Origin of the sequence: Idiomarina abyssalis (assembly GCF_900116625.1) — a bacterium.
In the GTDB taxonomy this organism is placed as follows: Bacteria; Pseudomonadota; Gammaproteobacteria; order Enterobacterales; family Alteromonadaceae; genus Idiomarina; species Idiomarina abyssalis.
Genome location: NZ_FPBE01000004.1, coordinates 1 through 17,977 on the forward strand (window position 1 = coordinate 1; position 17,977 = coordinate 17,977).

Consider the following 17,977-nt stretch of genomic DNA (forward strand, 5'->3'; position numbering starts at 1 on the left):
GTCGCCAGCTTCGCTAACACCTTATTGCTGCGCAGCTTTTTATTAAAAACTTCCTGCTCATTTTCATCCAGCGCCAAAACCTGAATAAAATCCTTTGCCAAATCCAGGGCAATTCTGTTTACAATAGCCATTGGTCCTCTCCACTCCGTTCTATAGAATCTTCGAAACTCTATATTGGCACATTGCGATGCCGCTTAGGAGGGAGGGGACCATCTCATCAGGCTACATCATCTCATTCTCTGAATTATTGCATCCGTACTTTCGTCAAAGGACTCATCGCTTTCGCCATCCAGTACGCTCAGTAAATCCATGGCAATTTCCTTACCTCTCTCCACACCCGGCTGATCAAAGCTGTTCAGGTTCCAGATAACCCCCTGAGTAAACACTTTATGTTCGTAAGTGGCTATTAAGGCACCAAAACTTTCCGGTGTCAGTTCATCCATTATTAATAAGTTAGACGGATGCCCGCCCGGGTAATTGTCACGTGGTGAAGTTTTATTCTCGCTACCTTCCCACATTAAACGACGGTGCGCCAAACAGTTGGCTACTGCCAGCCGCTGCTGCTCTGCCAGGCCGTCCTGCACCGCTTTCTCAAAACCCGGGGCTTCGCGTTTTAGTACCGCGACAAAGTCCGCGGTAAATTCATCGTAGCCCTGGTGCAAGTGCTGAAAAAACGCATGCTGCCCGTTTGGCCCAAAACCGCCCCAAATAATAGGCCCGGTTGGGTAATCAATAGCTTTATTATCGGCCGTTGACTGCTTACCGTTACTTTCCATATCCAGTTGTTGCAGGTAGTTAGGCAACATACGTAAGCGGCCGTCATACGGCAAAATAGCCAGGTTGTTTATGCCCAGTTGTTCGCGGTTATACACCCCATAAAGCGCCAACAACACCGGCAAGTTGTCTTCCAATGGTTCTTCTAAAAAGTGTTCATCCAGGGCTTTTGCACCTTCCAGCATGCGCTCAAAAGGTCGCATACCTGTGGTTAAAGCAATGCTTAAACCTAATGCCGACCACAATGAAAATCGCCCGCCAACCCCTTCACCAAAAGTGAATTGTTGAGCCGGTGGTATGCCATAGTCAGTCATAGCCTGTCCATTAGCCGACACACCAATTACATGCTTTTCCAGCCATTGTTCCTGAGTGAGCGCAGGCTCTATCCACTTGCGTACGGTGTCTACATTGGCAAAGGTATCAACCGTGCTAAATGACTTAGAGGAAACAATAAATAAGGTCGTTTCCGGATCAACAATAGGCAGAACAGCATATAGCTGGCCGCCGTCCATAGAGGACACAAAATGCACCTGTAAGTCATGCAAAGCGGCATCATTCGCGAATTCGCGCAAGGCAAAGGCCCCCATTTGAGGGCCTAAATCAGAACCGCCCACACCAATGTTCACCACATCGGTAATGGGTTTCCCGGTACTGCCTAACCAACGGCCGGAACGTAGCTTTTGGACGGTATCGACAAAGCGGGTTTTGCGGTTGCTTTGTTTGGCTACAGCATGAACAGAGCGGCTGAGTACATGGGTAACCGGGCGATCTTCACTGAGGTTTCGGTATTCACCACAGCACAATTGCTGACGGTATTCATCAAAGTTCTTAGGTAAGCGCTCGCCAACAGCGTCAATAAGCTCATCGACTGAAAGTTTTTGATAACTGGTATCTAAGGCTAAAAAAGGTCCGTTTTTAATCATTGTTTCATCCATTTCCCATCACGCAACATCGGTCTCATCATCACTGCAGGTACGGTGTTTATTCCAAATTACGTCACAAATATGGTCATCAAGCGGTGCATACCCAGTTGGAGCATCCAGTAGTAACTGGCGTAGCTCATCAATAGCAAAACGCTGGCAGGCGTCGTCTAATAGCCCCAGCAACTTCTCCATTTCATCCCAACTTAAAGCCTGTTCATTGGCACGCAAAATACGGGGGTGGTCGCTGGCTTCTACGTTGTCACCAATTAACAGCTCTTCATAGAGCTTCTCGCCGGGGCGTAAGCCGGTAAACTCAATAGCAATGTCACCGTGCGGATTTTTCTCAGTCTTCTCTTCAAGGCCGGAAAGCCGAATCATTTTACGGGCTAAATCCACAATTTTGACTGAGTCGCCCATATCCAGCACAAATACCGAGCCTGAGTGGCCCATAGTTCCAGCCTGAATCACTAGCTGCGCGGCTTCTGGTATGGTCATAAAAAAGCGGGTAATGTCGGGGTGAGTCACGGTTACCGGGCCACCATGTTCTATTTGTTCTTTAAACAACGGAACCACCGAGCCTGAAGAGCCCAGAACATTACCGAAGCGCACCATAGAAAACCGTGTTTTAGGCTGCCGCTGAGCCAACCCTTGAAGAACCAACTCTGACAGGCGCTTAGTTGTACCCATTACATTGGTAGGTCGAACAGCTTTGTCAGTAGATATTAATACAAACTGCTTAACACCGGCTGAAATAGCTGCTTCTGCCGTATGCCAGGTGCCAAACACGTTATTGCGCACACCTTCGACCATATTGTACTCAACCAAGGGTACGTGTTTATAGGCTGCTGCGTGGTAAACGGTGTCGACAGCAAAGGTTTTCAGAACCGTTTCTATGCGGTTGCGTCGCTGTACTGTGCCTATTACCGGAATGATTTCGGCACCTATGCCCTGCTGTCGGCATGTTTGAGTTAACTCACGTTCAATGGCGTATAAAGCAAACTCTGACAGCTCATACAAAACCAGGGCTTTAGGTCGCTGTTTTAATATCTGTCGGCAAAGTTCCGAGCCAATAGAACCACCGGCACCGGTTACCAGTACAGTTTGCCCTGTAATGTGCTTTTCCATTAACTGCGGTGCGGGAGTCACCGGGTCACGCCCCAGTAAGTCTTCGACTTTAACGTCCTGCAACTGATCAATGGACAAGTCCCCATTTACCATGTCGGCCATACCCGGCACAGTTTGCACTTTTACGGGTAAAGTTTCTAAGGCGTCTAGTATTTGACGTCTGCGCGAACGCAAGGTACTGGGTAACGCCAGCAGAATACGGTGAATGTCTAAATCACGAATAGCGCACTCTATATCCTTTGGCGCAATAACTTTTAACCCCAGCACAGAGGTGCCCTGCAAACCACTGTCGTCGTCCACAAACAATACGGGGTGAAATTCGTCACCGTTTGACAGCGCCTGGGCCAACTGGCGGCCAGCAGAACCTGCTCCGTAAATGGCTACTCGGTCTTTTTGGCGGCTCATAACCCGTTGATAGGCTTCACGAACAATCAAACGGCTGCCACCAGTTAACAAGAACGCTATCAATACGTAGTTCACTACGGCGGAAACCGGCAAAGCAATACCCATCCATAGCGCGCCTAAAACCAGCAAAGCACCGCTTAATATGACCGTAAAAAACACCAGGCTCAGCACTTTAAAGCCAACATAACGCACTACCGCGCGATAAAGCCCGAAGCGAATAAAGGCCAGCAAGGTGATACCCATTACCAAACCAGCCAGAATTAACCATTGAGACCACCGCAGCGGCATAATGGCATCAAAACTCAGTAGGTACGCGGCAAGCATGGCTACGGTAATTGACGCCACGTCAATTACCAGGCCAATGCCACGTTTTACATTACGCGGTAACTGCATTAACACTTTTAATGCTTTCAAAAAGTGCTCCCTTCCTTTAAAAGCCTGAAAAGATCATACCACATTAACGGTTATAAAAAGGTGATCTGTCATCGGTATAGTCGTATAAGCGAGCCCTTCGATGCAACTGTTGGCCACCATTACGTGACAATGGAATCCAACTGAAACCAACACGCTCACGGGTATTCCGTACACTCATTAAGTCAAACGGAATACTAATGAAGAAGCCTTTAGTAAAGCTGCCTTCGCCGTATTCCTCGGAAGACACATCGGTAAATGCCGCAAAAGCTCCGGCTACCACACCACTGTCAAACCGCTTCTGTAAGGTTACGTTAACACCTTGGTCACCCGCTAGGAATTGCCCAAAATCTAACTGTAGTAAGGTATCTGACAACCAAGGCATTTGATAATAAGCACTGACAAAACCAGTCGTCACCTCATAGTCTAAGAAACCGCTACCACCGGTAAAGTTTCGCTGACGCACCCGGTTAACGTGGGCGCCGAACGCCCATGGGCTGTCTATGGGTCGATACAGTACTTCGGCACCGGCACCACCAAACATCCGCTCAAGGTAACCAGCATAGGCCATAGCAAACCAATCCTGCCCCAAACGTTTATGATAAGTTACCTGAGCAGAGTCTAGCCAAACATCGTTTTGAACGTAGCGGCGCACCTGCGTACGCACTTCTGGTAGCTGAGAAGGGCCACCACCCAGGAAGTTAAACTCGTCGTAGTTATTCGCGAGGTTGATCCCAGCTTCAGCAAACACTTCCAAATTTTCTGTTAGCCAACGCTTACCAAAAGCATAAACGCCTAACTGGTAGGTATGAAAGTTTTCAGGGCTACCAAAGTCCTGCTGGAAAAAAGGCTTTAAGCCATAACTATTGCTAAAGTGGTAATCTGGGTTGAGCTTCCATTTTTCGCTGTCTTTATCTGGTTTTCCTTCCGGATAAACGCGAGTGAACAGCTCTTCGGTTTCCTCAACGGTTTTACTCGGGTCCTCGTTACGAATGCGGCGTTTAAAATCTTGCGCCTGAACTTGAGTGTTAACGTTAGGCTCAAACAGCACCTGGTCCACAATATTGTATGTCTTTACTGAGTCCGGCAGTTCAGCAGACAAAACCCTGGCGGCGCGATCATAAGCCTCATTACTATTACGGAAACGATGGTGGTATGCATACATCGTCACTTCATCATCTGTTGCTGCAAAGCGCGCTCCACTAAAGGCACCCTGCTTACGCAGCTCACTGCGAAGCGCTGTCCAACTTACATCGCTTAACTTGTCTGCTTTTGGCTTTTGTGGCGGAGTTTTATCCGGCATAGTTTTAACCTGATTCAACTCGTTAAAGTTTGTTCTCAGACTAAAGTTAAACATTAGAGTATCGCCACGCTCGTAACTTAGCTGCACATCGAAGTACTCGGTTACCTGGTAGTTCGCACCAAAATTCCAACGACTGTCCGGTTTAATGGGGACACCAGCCTGGTCATCACTGTAGTCATTACCTTCATACTCGGCTTTTAAACTCAGAGGCTCCCAAGGAGTCTGGTACTCTATACCACCAAAAAACGAAGTAGTACCAGTGAACCATTGATCATACTCGAGTTTTCCGCCTCGTCCGCTAAAACGAGGCTCTCTGCGACAGTAATCATCAGCTAATTCACAAAATGGGTTTGTTATATTATCGTACGTTCCTAAACGACCAAACCCTAACCCCAAGCTAATATCAACGGGACCAAAGCGCTTGCTGCCAACAATATACTCCGCATCGAACAGCCCTGTCCCGGCTAAGTCACGGAAACCAAGGCTAACTTCAGGTAACCAATAGCTTTCTTTCCAAAGCCTAGCTTTTACATCAAAGCCCTTGTCCGTCAATATATTATCCCCACTAAAGCCCGGAAACTCACTATATAAGCGATTAGGGAAGCGTGTATAAAATGCTGTGGCTTCCAGCCAAGGTAAAAGTTGCAAATTAACAGTGTAACGGCGGTACTCTTCTATATCACTGTAGGTAATGGCTAGTTGGCCCTCTTTTGCCATACGAGCTGTCGGGTTTTGCATTAAACCGACTGAACCGTAGTTGTTATAACTCGGCTGCAAATCTAGACGCGACCAGTGTCTTTCCGGCGTAGGGGCAAAACGCACTTTATGTAAAGGTGCATTCGTTTCAGCACTTACAGATTCGTTTGTCACAAAGTGCGTTAATAAATCACGAACGTTCTTATCTAAATTTTTGAACTTAGGAGGCAACTGATTCTTTTCAAAACCCAACCACAAAATGTCACCCGGTAATAGCTCTGTATTATCCTGTTTATAATAACTCCAGTTACTTTCTTTTTGCTCCGCAACAGATACCTTTACCGCTGTTTCTTTATTATATGATTCAAGTAAAGACACTTGCTCGTCAATGCTATCTAACCAGTTGGCTACTGTTTTCCCGGTATGAAACTGATAACTCCCGGGCTTTGAAACTAAACCAAATACGTAAATTGAATTAGGCCTTTCAGAGACCACTAACTCGTAGTTGCCCTCTGGTAGCAAAGGGTTATCTGCCAAGCGTTGCCTTGCCTGCTCTATGCTTATTTCTCCCCAAGGCTGCTTACCAAGTTGCCAACCTCTTATTTGTCCTGACAGCATAGCAGCGGCCTCTGCTTTGCTCGCTTCTCTTCGACTTTGCCAATAACGCTCAAGTTCAGCCAGTTGTGCCAGCACCTCTCTTTTCTGCTGGCTTACATCATCCTGTTCATCTGTTTTAACTAGCCGAACCGCTGGCCAATAAACATTCTCCAGAAGCCCCTGTTCTTGCAGGTCAGATAACGCCTGCTGCAAACGAACTGGGCCTTCAAATGCAATCTTTTGTGTTTCGGCCTTAACTGGCACTATAGACATCAAAAACAAAGTTAATGCGGAAAAAACTAGCAAGGTATTTGTCATGGATTGGCTCATTCAGCTTCGTTATTAGAATAGTCACGACCTATCCAGGTCACCTGAGTTAATGTTAATGGCTCTCTATCGGCAAATAATTGCTGCTGGCTTTTTACCACGTGGCCATCTTCTTCAACCCAAAAGCGATTGGTAAAAGCCTGGCCCGTTAATTCGTAATGACCCTTTTCTTCTACCAAAGTAACTCTAACTTTGCCAAAAGGAAGTTCAAGTACTTGTTTTTCTTTTACATAAAACTTAGAGGCCACTTTCCGGCTTACCGATTGACCATCTAGTTGGTAATCATATTCACGCTGCCAAGTGGTTTGGCAGTTAGCAGGTTCAGTAACAATACACTTCAGTGGGTCTTTGCTGAGTTTCGATATTGCCAATAAATTATGTTTTAAGTCTTGTGTCCGAATAACTCGCCCATCTCTCAAAACTAGCGTCTCTTTTTCGGCCGTAATAAAGTGCCAGTCATCTGGCTTATCCACAAACCCAAGTACCACTAGTATTCTTGGTTCACCCTGCCATTGCACATATAAAGAAGTATAAGGAAATGTCTTTATTCTTTTCGGTGACAGCTCAGCGTCTTGGGCTTCAGAAAAGGCATACTCAACCGTTTTGCGTACTTCGTCGGTCACCGCAGTACAGCCATAGATCATGGCAACAAAAAAGGTCAGCAGGCAGTAACGAATTAACATTTGTGAATCTCTTGTTTAGCCAAAGTTTATTTTTGGTGGATAAAAAAATACCGCCCAACGGCGGTATTTTATCACTATTCATCTTATCGGTGTTACTGAAGCGCTTCACTAACACCCCTAGGTGTTACATACCTGTAGTAGTAACAGTCGATGTAGTAGTAGATGTTGATGTAGTAGTTGGCGGTGTTTCATCATCATCATCATCGTCATCATCGTCATCATCATTGATAGCGTTAGATGAACTGTCAGAGATAACAGCTACAGTAGCTGCCGCTGCAACACCAGCAAATACCCATGCTTCAGTTGATAAGCCGCCTGCGCCGCTTTCAGAAGCGTTCGCGCCAGCAGCACCTTGCTGTGCCATTACTGGCGTTACTGCTAAGCCTAACGCTGCAGCAATTGCTAATGCTAAAGTTTTCATAATATTCACCTCACTCCAGAGATATAGATACATGTATCGCTGTGACTGAAAACATTCCAGTTAACAGCAACTTTCATAGTATGCCGCCACGCATTAAAATGCAAACGGCATTTACATGACTTTTCACTTAAAGGCCGTTAATAGCCGCAATAGCCACAGCTGAGTTATAGATAATTCCAGTCACCTGTGACCAAAGCTCCAGATTCTCAGTATAAGTTGTATCCATAGGCACAATAATAGTATCACCAGGACCTAGCTGAGAATTACTGCTAAAGCTAAACCAACTGCTGCCGCCTTCATAACGCTCTATAGCGCCATTGGCTTTAACAATATAAATCCGCCCCTCGTCAGCTTTTTCTTTGGTACCACCACTACGACTAATATACTCGTCAACGGTAAGTTCCGGATCAAATCGGTACGAAGTAGCCATCTGCACTTCGCCCATTATACTAATGGAGTCTTTTCGGGATGGTACATGCAAAGTATCGCCGTCTTTCAGCTGCACATTATTGGCTCCGTTACCAGCCAGCAGCTTGGGTAAGTCCATAATTAAACGGCCAACGGGCTCTGCCGATAGTAAATCAGCCAGTAAGGTCCGAACTTCGCTGTAGGAAACTCTGCTATCACCCGTACCGGTTAGCATATTACTGACTACTTCTCGCTGCAGTTCCTGCGCCAGAATCTTCTTACGTTCCTGTTCTTGCTTGCGCAGTTCTTCACGAGTGAACACAGCGCCTTCTATAAAAGCATGGTCAGTAAAACCACCGGCTCGCTCAATAAGCTGCGTTAAAGTTTCGCCACGCTTTATGGCATAAGTGCCCGGGAAGCGAACTTCACCTTTTAAAGTTACCTCATAAGTATTCTGCCACTCTGGAATACTCAACACGTTTAAACGGTCACGACCTTGTAACGGCACATCCGCCTCCCCATTTAAAACGTCTTTCAAAGCAACGGAAAGATAATCAGTCTGGGCGGTATCTTTGTTAAATTCAAAACGAGTCACCTCGGCACGTTTAAGGTAAGCCGAGTCTTTAACTCCACCAGCTGCATCTAATAAACGGCTGACACTGGCATTTTCCACTAAAGGATACACCCCCGGGTGGTTAACCTCACCCGCTACGTACACCAGTGGCGTATTACCATTACTGGTGCGCTGGCGTTCAATGCGCTGCATAATAGGCTCTAACAGCTTATCGCGAGAATAAAGCGCTAAATCTTCATCAGCAATATCCACATCGTCTTCGTCAGGCGAGCCAAACAAATCAGCTAAAGGTGTCCTCTGCCGCTCTTCCTCTAAGCGCTTACGCTCGTCTTCTTCACTGGCTGTCTTCGACTGCACTAAATCTTTCAAAAAGGCCTGCCGATATTCAGCTAACATTTCTTGCCTTTCGTCGGCCTGGCGTTCTTGCTCTGTTAAAGTAAAGCGCGACAGTTGTTGCTCTTCTTGTTCTTCGGTTTGATAGCGACTAAAAATAACAATTTGATCACGCTCTTCTAGTACGAGATTCTCTTCTGTTATACCGCTAATAGCCTCCGCCACGTTAAACTGGTACAAGCTTAGATCACGTTGGGGGCCAGTTTCACGTACTACCAATCCGTAGGCTAAATCTGCCTGCTCTAAAAGGTCATGACGACTGTCCCGCAAAACATCATTAAGTCGTATGCCTTCATACCACTCATAATGCCCAGGCCGAGTAACCGCGCCAACCAATAGTAAGCTGTTATCTAAAGAATCCGAAACCTCACGCAATGTTAAAACATCACCGCCTTGTAGCTCTTTGTTTAGGTGCCTTTCAGAAGTTAAGTCCACCGTGCTAATTAGCCGTTTACCTTTAACAATACGTTGCAGTTGTGCAGACGATAAATAGGCGCTGTCTTCACTTCCGCCTGCGAAACGAATTGCATCTTTTAGAGTTTCATCGCCTTTTAGCTCATACAGTGCGGGGCGTTTTACTTCACCTTTAACAGTAACCATATCGCCACGGGTAGGTATAAAGACCACATCGCCACTTTGCAGCATTTTGTCGTCCGAAGCGTCGCCTTTTAGTAACAGGTCGTATAGATCGAAGTCTGAAACCACCTCACCCGCACGCATCAAACGAATAGAGCGTAACGAGGCAATATCAGAAAAGCCGCCAGCCAAGTATAAAGCCTGGCTAATGGTCGACAGAGAGCTAATAGTATAAGAGCCCGGTTTATAAGCCTCGCCAGCAATAAACACCTGAATAGAACGCAGCTCACCCATAGAAACAGCGGCGTTAAAGCCAATTAAACGTTCCTTAACCTGGCTTTGAATAAGCTCTTGCATAAGCGTGTAGCTTAAACCGGCAACATTTAGCTCACCTAAGTCCGGAATAACGACTTTACCTTCGCGATCTATCGTTAAGTCATAACTACGGTTTTCCTTGCCAAAAAGCTGCACTTTAATGGTATCGCCCACACCCATAATATAACTGGAAGGCACAGGGGCATAACCGGTAGGAGAAAATGACTTTGGTTCACCAGCAAAAAGTTCATATCCAAAGGGCTTTAGCTCATCTTTATCACGTGTAAATTGCTCTTCCAGGTCTTCTGGTATTATCGGGTCACCGTTATCGTCAAAACGCGTACCTCTAGGGAAAACGACGCTTTCTTGCTCTTGCTTTTGGTCTGATGAGCTAGATGACTGATTATTAATTTGATCCAGCATACTTGGGTCAATACCAAACTGCCTCGCCAAAGCTTCCTGCTGTGATCGAGGTAAGCTTTTTAACTGCTCAATTTGGGACTGGCTAGGCATAGATTGCGCGTTAACGCTATCTATTGAGCCTAAAGTAGATGCAACTAGGACCAAAAGTGCCCCATAAGACACAATACTAGACATGAAAGATTTCAACGAGTGCAACGTATTTCCCCTTTTACGTGTAACGCTCTAAATAACATCGTATGGTATAAGTTGGCTTGGTAAAAAGCTATGTTAACTTACAATACATTGACCATACTTTAATCGTTTCCAAATAAGTCCCGTGTGTAGACCTTGCTAGCAACATCTTGAAGCTCCGGCGCCATGCGATTCGAGACAATCACTTCCGCTTCAGCTTTGAATGCTTCAAAGTCATTCACAACACGCGAATTATAAAACTTATCTTCTTCTAATACTGGCTCGTACACTATGACTTCAATCCCCTTGGCTTTAATACGTTTCATAACGCCCTGAATTGCTGAAGCACGGAAGTTGTCAGAATCTTGTTTCATCACTAAGCGGTATATACCCACCACTTTAGGTTTGCGAGCAATAATGCTGTCGGCAATAAAATCTTTTCGGGTGCGGTTAGCGTCTACCACGGCTCGCATTATATTTTGTGGTACATGTCCGTAGTTCGCTAACAGCTGTTTAGTGTCTTTCGGTAAGCAGTAACCGCCATAACCAAAGCTTGGATTATTATAATGACAACCAATACGTGAATCTAAGCCGACACCTTCAATAATCTGTCGCGTATCCAACCCATGCACTTCTGAGTAAGTATCTAACTCATTAAAGTAAGCAACACGCATCGCCAAGTAAGTGTTAGCAAATAGCTTAATAGCCTCAGCTTCGGTACTGTCAGTACACAGAGTTGGAACGTCTTCTTTAATCGCGCCCTTCTTCAATAAGTTCGCAAAAGTTTCAGCGCGCTTTGAGCGCTCACCCACAATAATGCGAGAAGGATACAGGTTGTCATAATAGAGCTTTACCTTCACGCAAAAATTCCGGTGAGAAAATGATGTTATCGGTACCCATTTTTTCTTTCAGCATTTGGGTATAGCCAACCGGTATGGTCGACTTAATCACCATAACCGCGTCCGGATTAATTTGCTTAACTTGAGCAATAACCGCCTCTACGCTACTGGTATTGAAATAGTTGGTTTCTGGATCGTAGTCGGTTGGCGTAGCGATGACTACATAATCAGCATTTGTATAGGCTCCTTCCGGGTTTAGGGTTGCCTTTAATCGCAGATGTCTATTGCTCAAAAATTCAGTGATTTCCTTATCTTCAATAGGAGATAGTCCAGCATTAATCAAATCTACTTTGTCACTAACAATATCAACTGCTGCCACTTCATTATGCTGTGCAAGTAACACTGCATTTGATAACCCCACATACCCTGTTCCTACTACGGCTATTTTCATACCGACATCCTACTTATTTTTGTGCCTGAGAAAGCACGTCTTTAATGACGGAACAAGTTTTTTCTACTTCTTTTTTAGTTAAGGTTGGATGCACTAAAAACATTAGACTGGTTTCACCAAGCTCTTTAGCAACTGGTAATCTCTCACTTGGGCGAAAACCAGTACCATCAAAAGCCCTTTCTAAATAAACTTCGGAACATGAGCCTTGCATGCAGGGAAGGCCTCGCTCAACTATTTCATTAACTATACGGTCGCGTGTCCAACCTTTTGCTAAATTCTTAGGTTCTACAAAGCAGTAATGCTTATAACAAGCATGCTCTATATACTCAGGCACGGTTGGAGTTCTAACACAGTTGAATTCACTACATACAGCGGTAATGGCTGCAGCATTGTTTTGACGCTTTTCCATCCACCAATGCATTCGAGTAAGCTGAATACGCCCTATAGCAGCCTGAACTTCAGTCATACGCCAATTCGTACCAAAACTTTCATGCAGCCAGCGAAACCCTGCCGGATGCTCTCTCTCGTAAACTGCTTCGTAACTCTTTCCGTGATCTTTGTATGACCACATTTTCCGCCATAACTTCTCATCATTAGTGGTGACCATTCCACCCTCACCACCAGTTGTCATAATCTTGTCTTGGCAAAATGACCAGGCACCAATATGTCCAATACTTCCAACTGAACGCTCTTTATATTTAGCTCCATGCGCTTGAGCACAGTCTTCAATCACATAAAACCCGTGCAGCTGAGCTAACTCCATTATCGGATCCATATCCGCTGATCGGCCAGCCAAGTGTACCACAATAACGGCTTTTGTTTTTTCTGTTATCGCACCTTTTATATTTTCAGCTTCAATATTCTGACTATCACGATCAACATCGACAAACACTGGCTTCGCCCCAGCTATTACTACCGATGATACCGACGCCAAAAAGGTACGAGGCGTCACTATAACTTCGTCACCATCACCAACACCTAATGCAATTAATGCTAAATCTAACGCTTGCGTACCATTACCTAGCGCAACGGAGTATTTACAGTCGGTATATTCAGCAAACTCTTTTTCAAAGTTTCGACCCTCTTGGCCAGTCCAATAATTTACTTTATTCGATAAAATAATATTTTTCGCAGCTTCAGCTTCTTCTTTCGAGAAATTAGGCCAAGGCGAAAAAGGTGTATTTAACATAAATTACCCGTTTTATTTATTAGTAGGCTTCGCAGGGATACCTATTACCGTTTGATTATCAGCAACTTTATGTATAACGACAGCTCCCGCCCCAACTGTCGCGTACTCACCTATCAAGACGGATTGAATAACTGAAGCTCCAATCCCAATCCAGCTGTGGCTTCCAATAGTGACCCCCCCAGCAATCGACGCATTTGGACATACGTGGACAAAATCACCAAGACAACAATCATGTTCTATTACAGCGCCACTATTAATGATTGCTCCAGAACCAATTTGAACGCCGGCGTTAATTATCGCACCGGGCATTACAACAGTTCCCTCACCTAGATGAACATCACTACCTATAACGGATGCCGGATGTACAATAGCTGACGAGACTTTAACTAGTTGCTTCTGAATTTTTTCTCTTGTTTGCGCATTGCCAATAGCAACAATAACAGAATCATAAAGCCCCGAATCTTGGATAGCGTCACCTGTGTTACCAACAACTTTAAATTGACCAAGTCTTTTTATATCAGGTGCTTTATCATCATAGAAAGAAATTGAGCCAACTCCAGCAGCGATTGCTACATCAGCAACAACTTTGCCGTGCCCGCTAGCCCCTATAATAGCAAGACGCTTCATTTATTATCAGAACCCTTAAATTTTTCAGCAGTAATATGATCGGAAGCAGAAATACCCTCCCGTATAAAAACTTTTTTAACCGTCATGAAAAGAATTTTGATATCCAGCCAAAATGATCGATTATCAACATACCAAACATCGAGTTTAAACTTATCTTCCCAAGAAAGTGTATTGCGTCCATTTACTTGTGCCAAACCGGTTATTCCTGGCCTAACTTCATGACGACGAAACTGTTTTTCAGAATAAAGTGGTAAATATTCCATCAACAGGGGGCGCGGTCCAACAAGGCTCATGTCACCTTTTAATACGTTCCATAACTCCGGCAATTCATCTAGGCTAGTTGAACGTAAAAGTCGGCCAAAAGAAGTCATTCTTTCTGAGTCAGGTAATGGATTACCATGTTTATCAAAAGCATCCCGCATAGTTCGAAATTTAATCATTTCGAAAGGGTGAGCGGAAAGCCCTGGTCTAATTTGTTTAAATAAAACGGGCGCTCCTAACTTACGCGCAACTTGCCAATATATTATTAGAATTATTGGTGACAATATAATCATGCAAGTAGATGAGATGAGAATGTCAAATAATCTCTTTAGCATAGTTGTGTTTACTTATTTCTAGTCTTAAGCATAATTGCCTGGAGAAATTGCTTCAGCCTTATAGCCTTCTTCCTGCGACGCTACTTTTAGAATATCCATCAGCTGTTTTGCTAGTATATCCCGAGCAAAATATTCTTCAGCAAGTTTTCGAGCTGCTTGCCCTGTTTCTTCTAGCCAACGTAAGTCATGCATTTTAACATCTAATATTTTAGCTACTTCCTTAATTGGCACTCCCCACATAGCTAAACCACACTCCTTTTTATTCACTATATCGTGCATCCATCCACCATGGTTCAGAAAAACAGGCCTTCCAGATGCCAACGTATCAAAAAACTTATTTGCGGAGTTAGCCCTTGCTTCGGGTAAATCTATAACAAGATTCGATGCCATTGTCGCAGCACTAAACAGTGAGGCGATCTCTTTTTTCGGGAGGGGAGGTTCAATAAAAAGGTTTACTTCGTAAACATTTGAACTTTTAGCTGCACTTATAACACCTTCTCGTTCACTCCCATCACCAACCAAAATAATTTTAATATCCGACCCAATGCCCAACAATGCTTTAGCAAGCTCAACCATATAGACAACACCATTAACTTGCCCAAAAGTGCCGGCATAGACAAGTAATGGCGCGTCGCCTAACCATTCGCGTTTAGAGCGAAAACGAGCGGCTCGCTCAATATCATAAGAGAATTCTATGTTATCGCTACCGTTCGGAATTACACCAATTCTATTGGCGGGATACCCAGTTCGCATTACACCTTCTTTCATTCCTGGGGACAAAGCCACGACTGCTTCAGAACTATGGTAGGCCCAATATTCCAGCTTCTTAGCAAAATACCGAAGCACCGGATGTTTTAGCGCCCCTATTGCGATAGGCATTTCAGGCCAAAGATCTCTCACTTCAAACACTAGTGGAATATTTTTCTTTCGCGCAGCAGGTATAGCAGGTAAAGCTATAGTTAGCGGGGTGCTGGTTGCAAAGATAAGATCCGCGTCTATTTCTAAAGCCTTCTTACGTGCAGCCAACGCAAATGTAAAAAAAGCTTTAATTCTATTTACAAAACCCATGCTATTTGAGTAGCGAACAGGGTACCAATGAACTTGAATACCTTCTTCATCCGTTTGAAACCATTCCTTTCTCGGAGGCTTCTCTTCTCGAAAACTTGTAATTATATGAACGCTATGGCCCGCTTTTACCATTCGGCGAGCCATTTCATAAGAACGAGTTCCCCCAGGCATATCAGGGGTATTGAAATACTGGTGGAGATATATAATTATCATTATTAGTTAAGCTTTTACTACATTACTATTATTTCCACGGAATCGACCCCGAGTATCGATAATTAGGGATGCATTTTCCGCGATTAAATCGTAATCGAACTTATCGTGATCAGTTGTTAACAACACAGCATCATATTCAGAAAGAGTTTTTGCTGTAATGTCCTTAGAAGTTAAGGAGTAATTGTAAGCTTTTAACGGACCAAAAGTTGAGACATAAGGATCGGAGTAATGAACCTCAGCTCCTTTCTTTCGGATTAGATCCAAAATTTCTACTGAAGGCGACTCTCTCATATCATCAACATTTTTCTTGTACGCAATCCCAAGTACCAATATTTTACTCTTACTTAATGCTTTTCCTAGGTTATTCAACCCATCCATCAATTTGCCTATAACAAACTCAGGCATAGCTCTATTCACTTCTCCTGATAGCTCAATAAAGCGCGTGTTTAATCCATACTCTCGTGCCTTCCATGTAAGGTAGTACGGATCGATTGGTATGCAGTGTCCGCCTAAGCCTGGTCCCGGATAGTATGCGGTAAAGCCAAAAGGCTTTGTCGCCGCAGCATCGATAACTTCAAAAATGTCAATTCCCATTTTATCCGCAACAACTTTCATTTCATTCACCAGACCAATATTAACTGCTCGGTGGATATTTTCTAAAAGCTTTGTTAATTCAGCTACTTTTGTTGAACTGACCTGAACAACTTGGTCAATAGCCTGTTCGTATAGTGTAACCCCAAGACTCTGACATTGTGCCGTAACGCCACCAACAATTTTCGGTATCGTGCGTGTTTCAAAATTAGGATTACCAGGATCCTCTCTCTCAGGCGAATATATTAGAAAAATAGACTTTCCTACAATTAAGCCATTCTCTTCAAGCCGCGGCTGCAATATCTCTTCTGTCGTTCCTGGATAGGTTGTACTTTCTAATGAAACTATTTGGCCCTCGCGCAAATATGGCTTCATCATATCTGCTGTTTCTATAATAAAGTTCATGTCCGGTTCGCGATAGCGGTTCAATGGTGTAGGAACACATAGTATTAAAGCATCACATTCCCTTACACGGGAAAAATCGACACTCGCTTCAAACCCCGAATTTACTGCTTTTCTGACTCTTTCATTATCTATATGCTCAATACTACTTGAACCACTATTCAACTGTTCAACTTTATTAACATCTATATCAAAACCAATTACGTTGTAGCCAAGTTCGCTATATCTAAGCAATAATGGCTGGCCTACATAACCAAGACCTAATATACCAATGACGGCGCTTTTCGATTCAATTTTTTTTCTTAATTGATTAATGGATTTTGACATTTAGCTACTCTTCCCTTGTAAAATTTCAAGATACCTGTCGGCGATACTTTCCCAACTAAATTTATAAACCAACCTTTCAACATCCAACTTCGAGACTCCACTGGGATAATCTATTACCAAACTCTTTATCGAAGATGAAATACTAGTTATCGAGTGAGGGGAAACTCCTCTAATAAATGGCTCATTAAATAAACCATCAATCCCTTCACCTCTTGAATGAACTATACAGCACCCTTGGCTTAGGGCTTCTATATAAACTAAGCCAAAAGTTTCACTAAAAGAAGGCATCAAGAAGACTCTCGACCGCCGCATATACTTTCCAATTAGCTTCCTATCATTTATTCGGGGAAGAACTTCGATCCAATTAGGAAGCACACTCAACCCGGTCACACTAAGAAATTGTTCTACCTCCCCTCCAATTGCGATAAGACCAATTTCTAAACCTTCATCTCGTAATTCTTTAATTGCGAGAACACTACTTCTAAGGTTTTTGTTTTTAACAAAAGAGCCCACATAACAAGCCTGAGGCTTTCTCATTGAGTCTGGTGAATGTTTGCCAATTCGGAACCACTCACGATTAATTCCGTTATATATTATGGAGCAGGAGAGTATTTTATTAAAAGTGGAAGGGTATATATCTCTAACTCTTTTCTCATATATTTTATTAACGAAAACAACCCATTTTGACTTAGACACTAAACAGTTCACTAACCACCGATAATGCGGAAGTTTAGGAATGAAAAAGTTAACATCAGTATTTCTAACCGCTACTATAAATGGCGTACCGGTAAAAAAATTATAGAAAAGAGCTACTAGGCCATCAGACCAGAGGTTATGCGCAATTATAAAGCTAGGTTTTACTTTTCTCTTTTTTACTAAAAAACAAAATATTAAAAATGAATACAATACTTTAAAAAGAGGGAAATAACGGATAAACCTGTTAAATACTCTTGGAGATGCTACAATTACTGAATCATGGTTCTCCACCAACTTATTACATTTGAAACCCCTCTGTAAAGGACAGTAAACGAATTGGGACTCAATCCCCTTTCTCGCTATTGCAGCAGCCAACTCTGAATGAACTGTTGACCCTAAGTAATTATTGCTAATATGAGTAAGCATAGCTTTCTAATCATTCTTAATAAAATT

12 protein-coding genes and 1 pseudogene are annotated in these 17,977 nt (G+C 43.7%); all 13 read right to left on the bottom strand.

Translation table 11 applies throughout. The annotated features are described in order from the left end of the window. Positions 1-227 precede the first annotated feature (227 nt). The 13 genes and pseudogenes from pgi to BM359_RS08500 all read right to left on the bottom strand — a co-directional run bounded on the left by pgi (position 228) and on the right by BM359_RS08500 (position 17,950). Entirely contained in the window at positions 228-1,697 is a 1,470-nt protein-coding gene (gene pgi, locus BM359_RS08440) for a glucose-6-phosphate isomerase (protein WP_054491115.1), read from the bottom strand. 18 nt (positions 1,698-1,715) lie between these two features. After that, positions 1,716-3,620 (bottom strand): nucleoside-diphosphate sugar epimerase/dehydratase, encoded by a 1,905-nt coding sequence (locus tag BM359_RS08445; protein ID WP_054491179.1) that lies wholly within the window; start codon positions 3,618-3,620, stop codon positions 1,716-1,718. 64 nt (positions 3,621-3,684) lie between these two features. Beyond that, the gene (locus BM359_RS08450) at positions 3,685-6,564 is read right to left on the bottom strand and encodes a YjbH domain-containing protein (RefSeq protein WP_054491116.1); all 2,880 of its coding nucleotides are present in this window, start codon (positions 6,562-6,564) and stop codon (positions 3,685-3,687) included. Beyond that, complete coding sequence (locus tag BM359_RS08455; RefSeq protein ID WP_054491117.1) at positions 6,561-7,244, bottom strand: YjbF family lipoprotein; 684 nt, start codon at positions 7,242-7,244, stop codon at positions 6,561-6,563. The genes BM359_RS08450 and BM359_RS08455 overlap by 4 nt, the downstream gene beginning before the upstream one ends. A 124-nt stretch (positions 7,245-7,368) precedes the next feature. Further along, positions 7,369-7,665, bottom strand: a complete 297-nt coding sequence (locus BM359_RS13140; protein WP_054491118.1) for a hypothetical protein — start codon at positions 7,663-7,665, stop codon at positions 7,369-7,371. Positions 7,666-7,792: 127 nt separating this feature from the next. After that, entirely contained in the window at positions 7,793-10,498 is a 2,706-nt protein-coding gene (locus tag BM359_RS08465; protein WP_234972483.1) for an SLBB domain-containing protein, read from the bottom strand. 149 nt (positions 10,499-10,647) lie between these two features. Then, positions 10,648-11,815: pseudogene (locus tag BM359_RS08470) on the bottom strand (nucleotide sugar dehydrogenase). Positions 11,816-11,828: 13 nt separating this feature from the next. Next, positions 11,829-13,004 (bottom strand): DegT/DnrJ/EryC1/StrS family aminotransferase, encoded by a 1,176-nt coding sequence (locus BM359_RS08475; protein ID WP_054491120.1) that lies wholly within the window; start codon positions 13,002-13,004, stop codon positions 11,829-11,831. Positions 13,005-13,016: 12 nt separating this feature from the next. Next, a complete protein-coding gene (locus BM359_RS08480) occupies positions 13,017-13,631 on the bottom strand; it encodes an acetyltransferase (RefSeq protein WP_054491121.1) in 615 nt (204 codons plus the stop codon). Then, a complete protein-coding gene (locus tag BM359_RS08485) occupies positions 13,628-14,227 on the bottom strand; it encodes a sugar transferase (protein ID WP_054491122.1) in 600 nt (199 codons plus the stop codon). Before BM359_RS08485 ends, BM359_RS08480 begins: the two co-directional genes overlap by 4 nt. Positions 14,228-14,251: 24 nt before the next feature. Then, positions 14,252-15,508 (bottom strand): glycosyltransferase family 4 protein, encoded by a 1,257-nt coding sequence (locus tag BM359_RS08490; protein WP_054491123.1) that lies wholly within the window; start codon positions 15,506-15,508, stop codon positions 14,252-14,254. Between the two features lie 6 nt (positions 15,509-15,514). Then, on the bottom strand, positions 15,515-16,828 hold the full coding sequence (locus BM359_RS08495; protein ID WP_054491124.1) for a nucleotide sugar dehydrogenase: 1,314 nt from the start codon (positions 16,826-16,828) through the stop codon (positions 15,515-15,517). Further along, the gene (locus BM359_RS08500) at positions 16,829-17,950 is read right to left on the bottom strand and encodes a glycosyltransferase (protein ID WP_054491125.1); all 1,122 of its coding nucleotides are present in this window, start codon (positions 17,948-17,950) and stop codon (positions 16,829-16,831) included. Positions 17,951-17,977: the final 27 nt, after the last annotated feature.

Coding starts and splice junctions, on each gene's coding strand:
- pgi (WP_054491115.1), bottom strand. CDS start 1,697: ATGATTAAAAACGGACCTTTTTTAGCCTTAGATACCAGTTATCAAAAA.
- BM359_RS08445 (WP_054491179.1), bottom strand. CDS start 3,620: ATGCAGTTACCGCGTAATGTAAAACGTGGCATTGGCCTGGTAATTGAC.
- BM359_RS08450 (WP_054491116.1), bottom strand. CDS start 6,564: ATGAGCCAATCCATGACAAATACCTTGCTAGTTTTTTCCGCATTAACT.
- BM359_RS08455 (WP_054491117.1), bottom strand. CDS start 7,244: ATGTTAATTCGTTACTGCCTGCTGACCTTTTTTGTTGCCATGATCTAT.
- BM359_RS13140 (WP_054491118.1), bottom strand. CDS start 7,665: ATGAAAACTTTAGCATTAGCAATTGCTGCAGCGTTAGGCTTAGCAGTA.
- BM359_RS08475 (WP_054491120.1), bottom strand. CDS start 13,004: ATGTTAAATACACCTTTTTCGCCTTGGCCTAATTTCTCGAAAGAAGAA.
- BM359_RS08480 (WP_054491121.1), bottom strand. CDS start 13,631: ATGAAGCGTCTTGCTATTATAGGGGCTAGCGGGCACGGCAAAGTTGTT.
- BM359_RS08485 (WP_054491122.1), bottom strand. CDS start 14,227: ATGCTAAAGAGATTATTTGACATTCTCATCTCATCTACTTGCATGATT.
- BM359_RS08490 (WP_054491123.1), bottom strand. CDS start 15,508: ATGATAATTATATATCTCCACCAGTATTTCAATACCCCTGATATGCCT.
- BM359_RS08495 (WP_054491124.1), bottom strand. CDS start 16,828: ATGTCAAAATCCATTAATCAATTAAGAAAAAAAATTGAATCGAAAAGC.
- BM359_RS08500 (WP_054491125.1), bottom strand. CDS start 17,950: ATGCTTACTCATATTAGCAATAATTACTTAGGGTCAACAGTTCATTCA.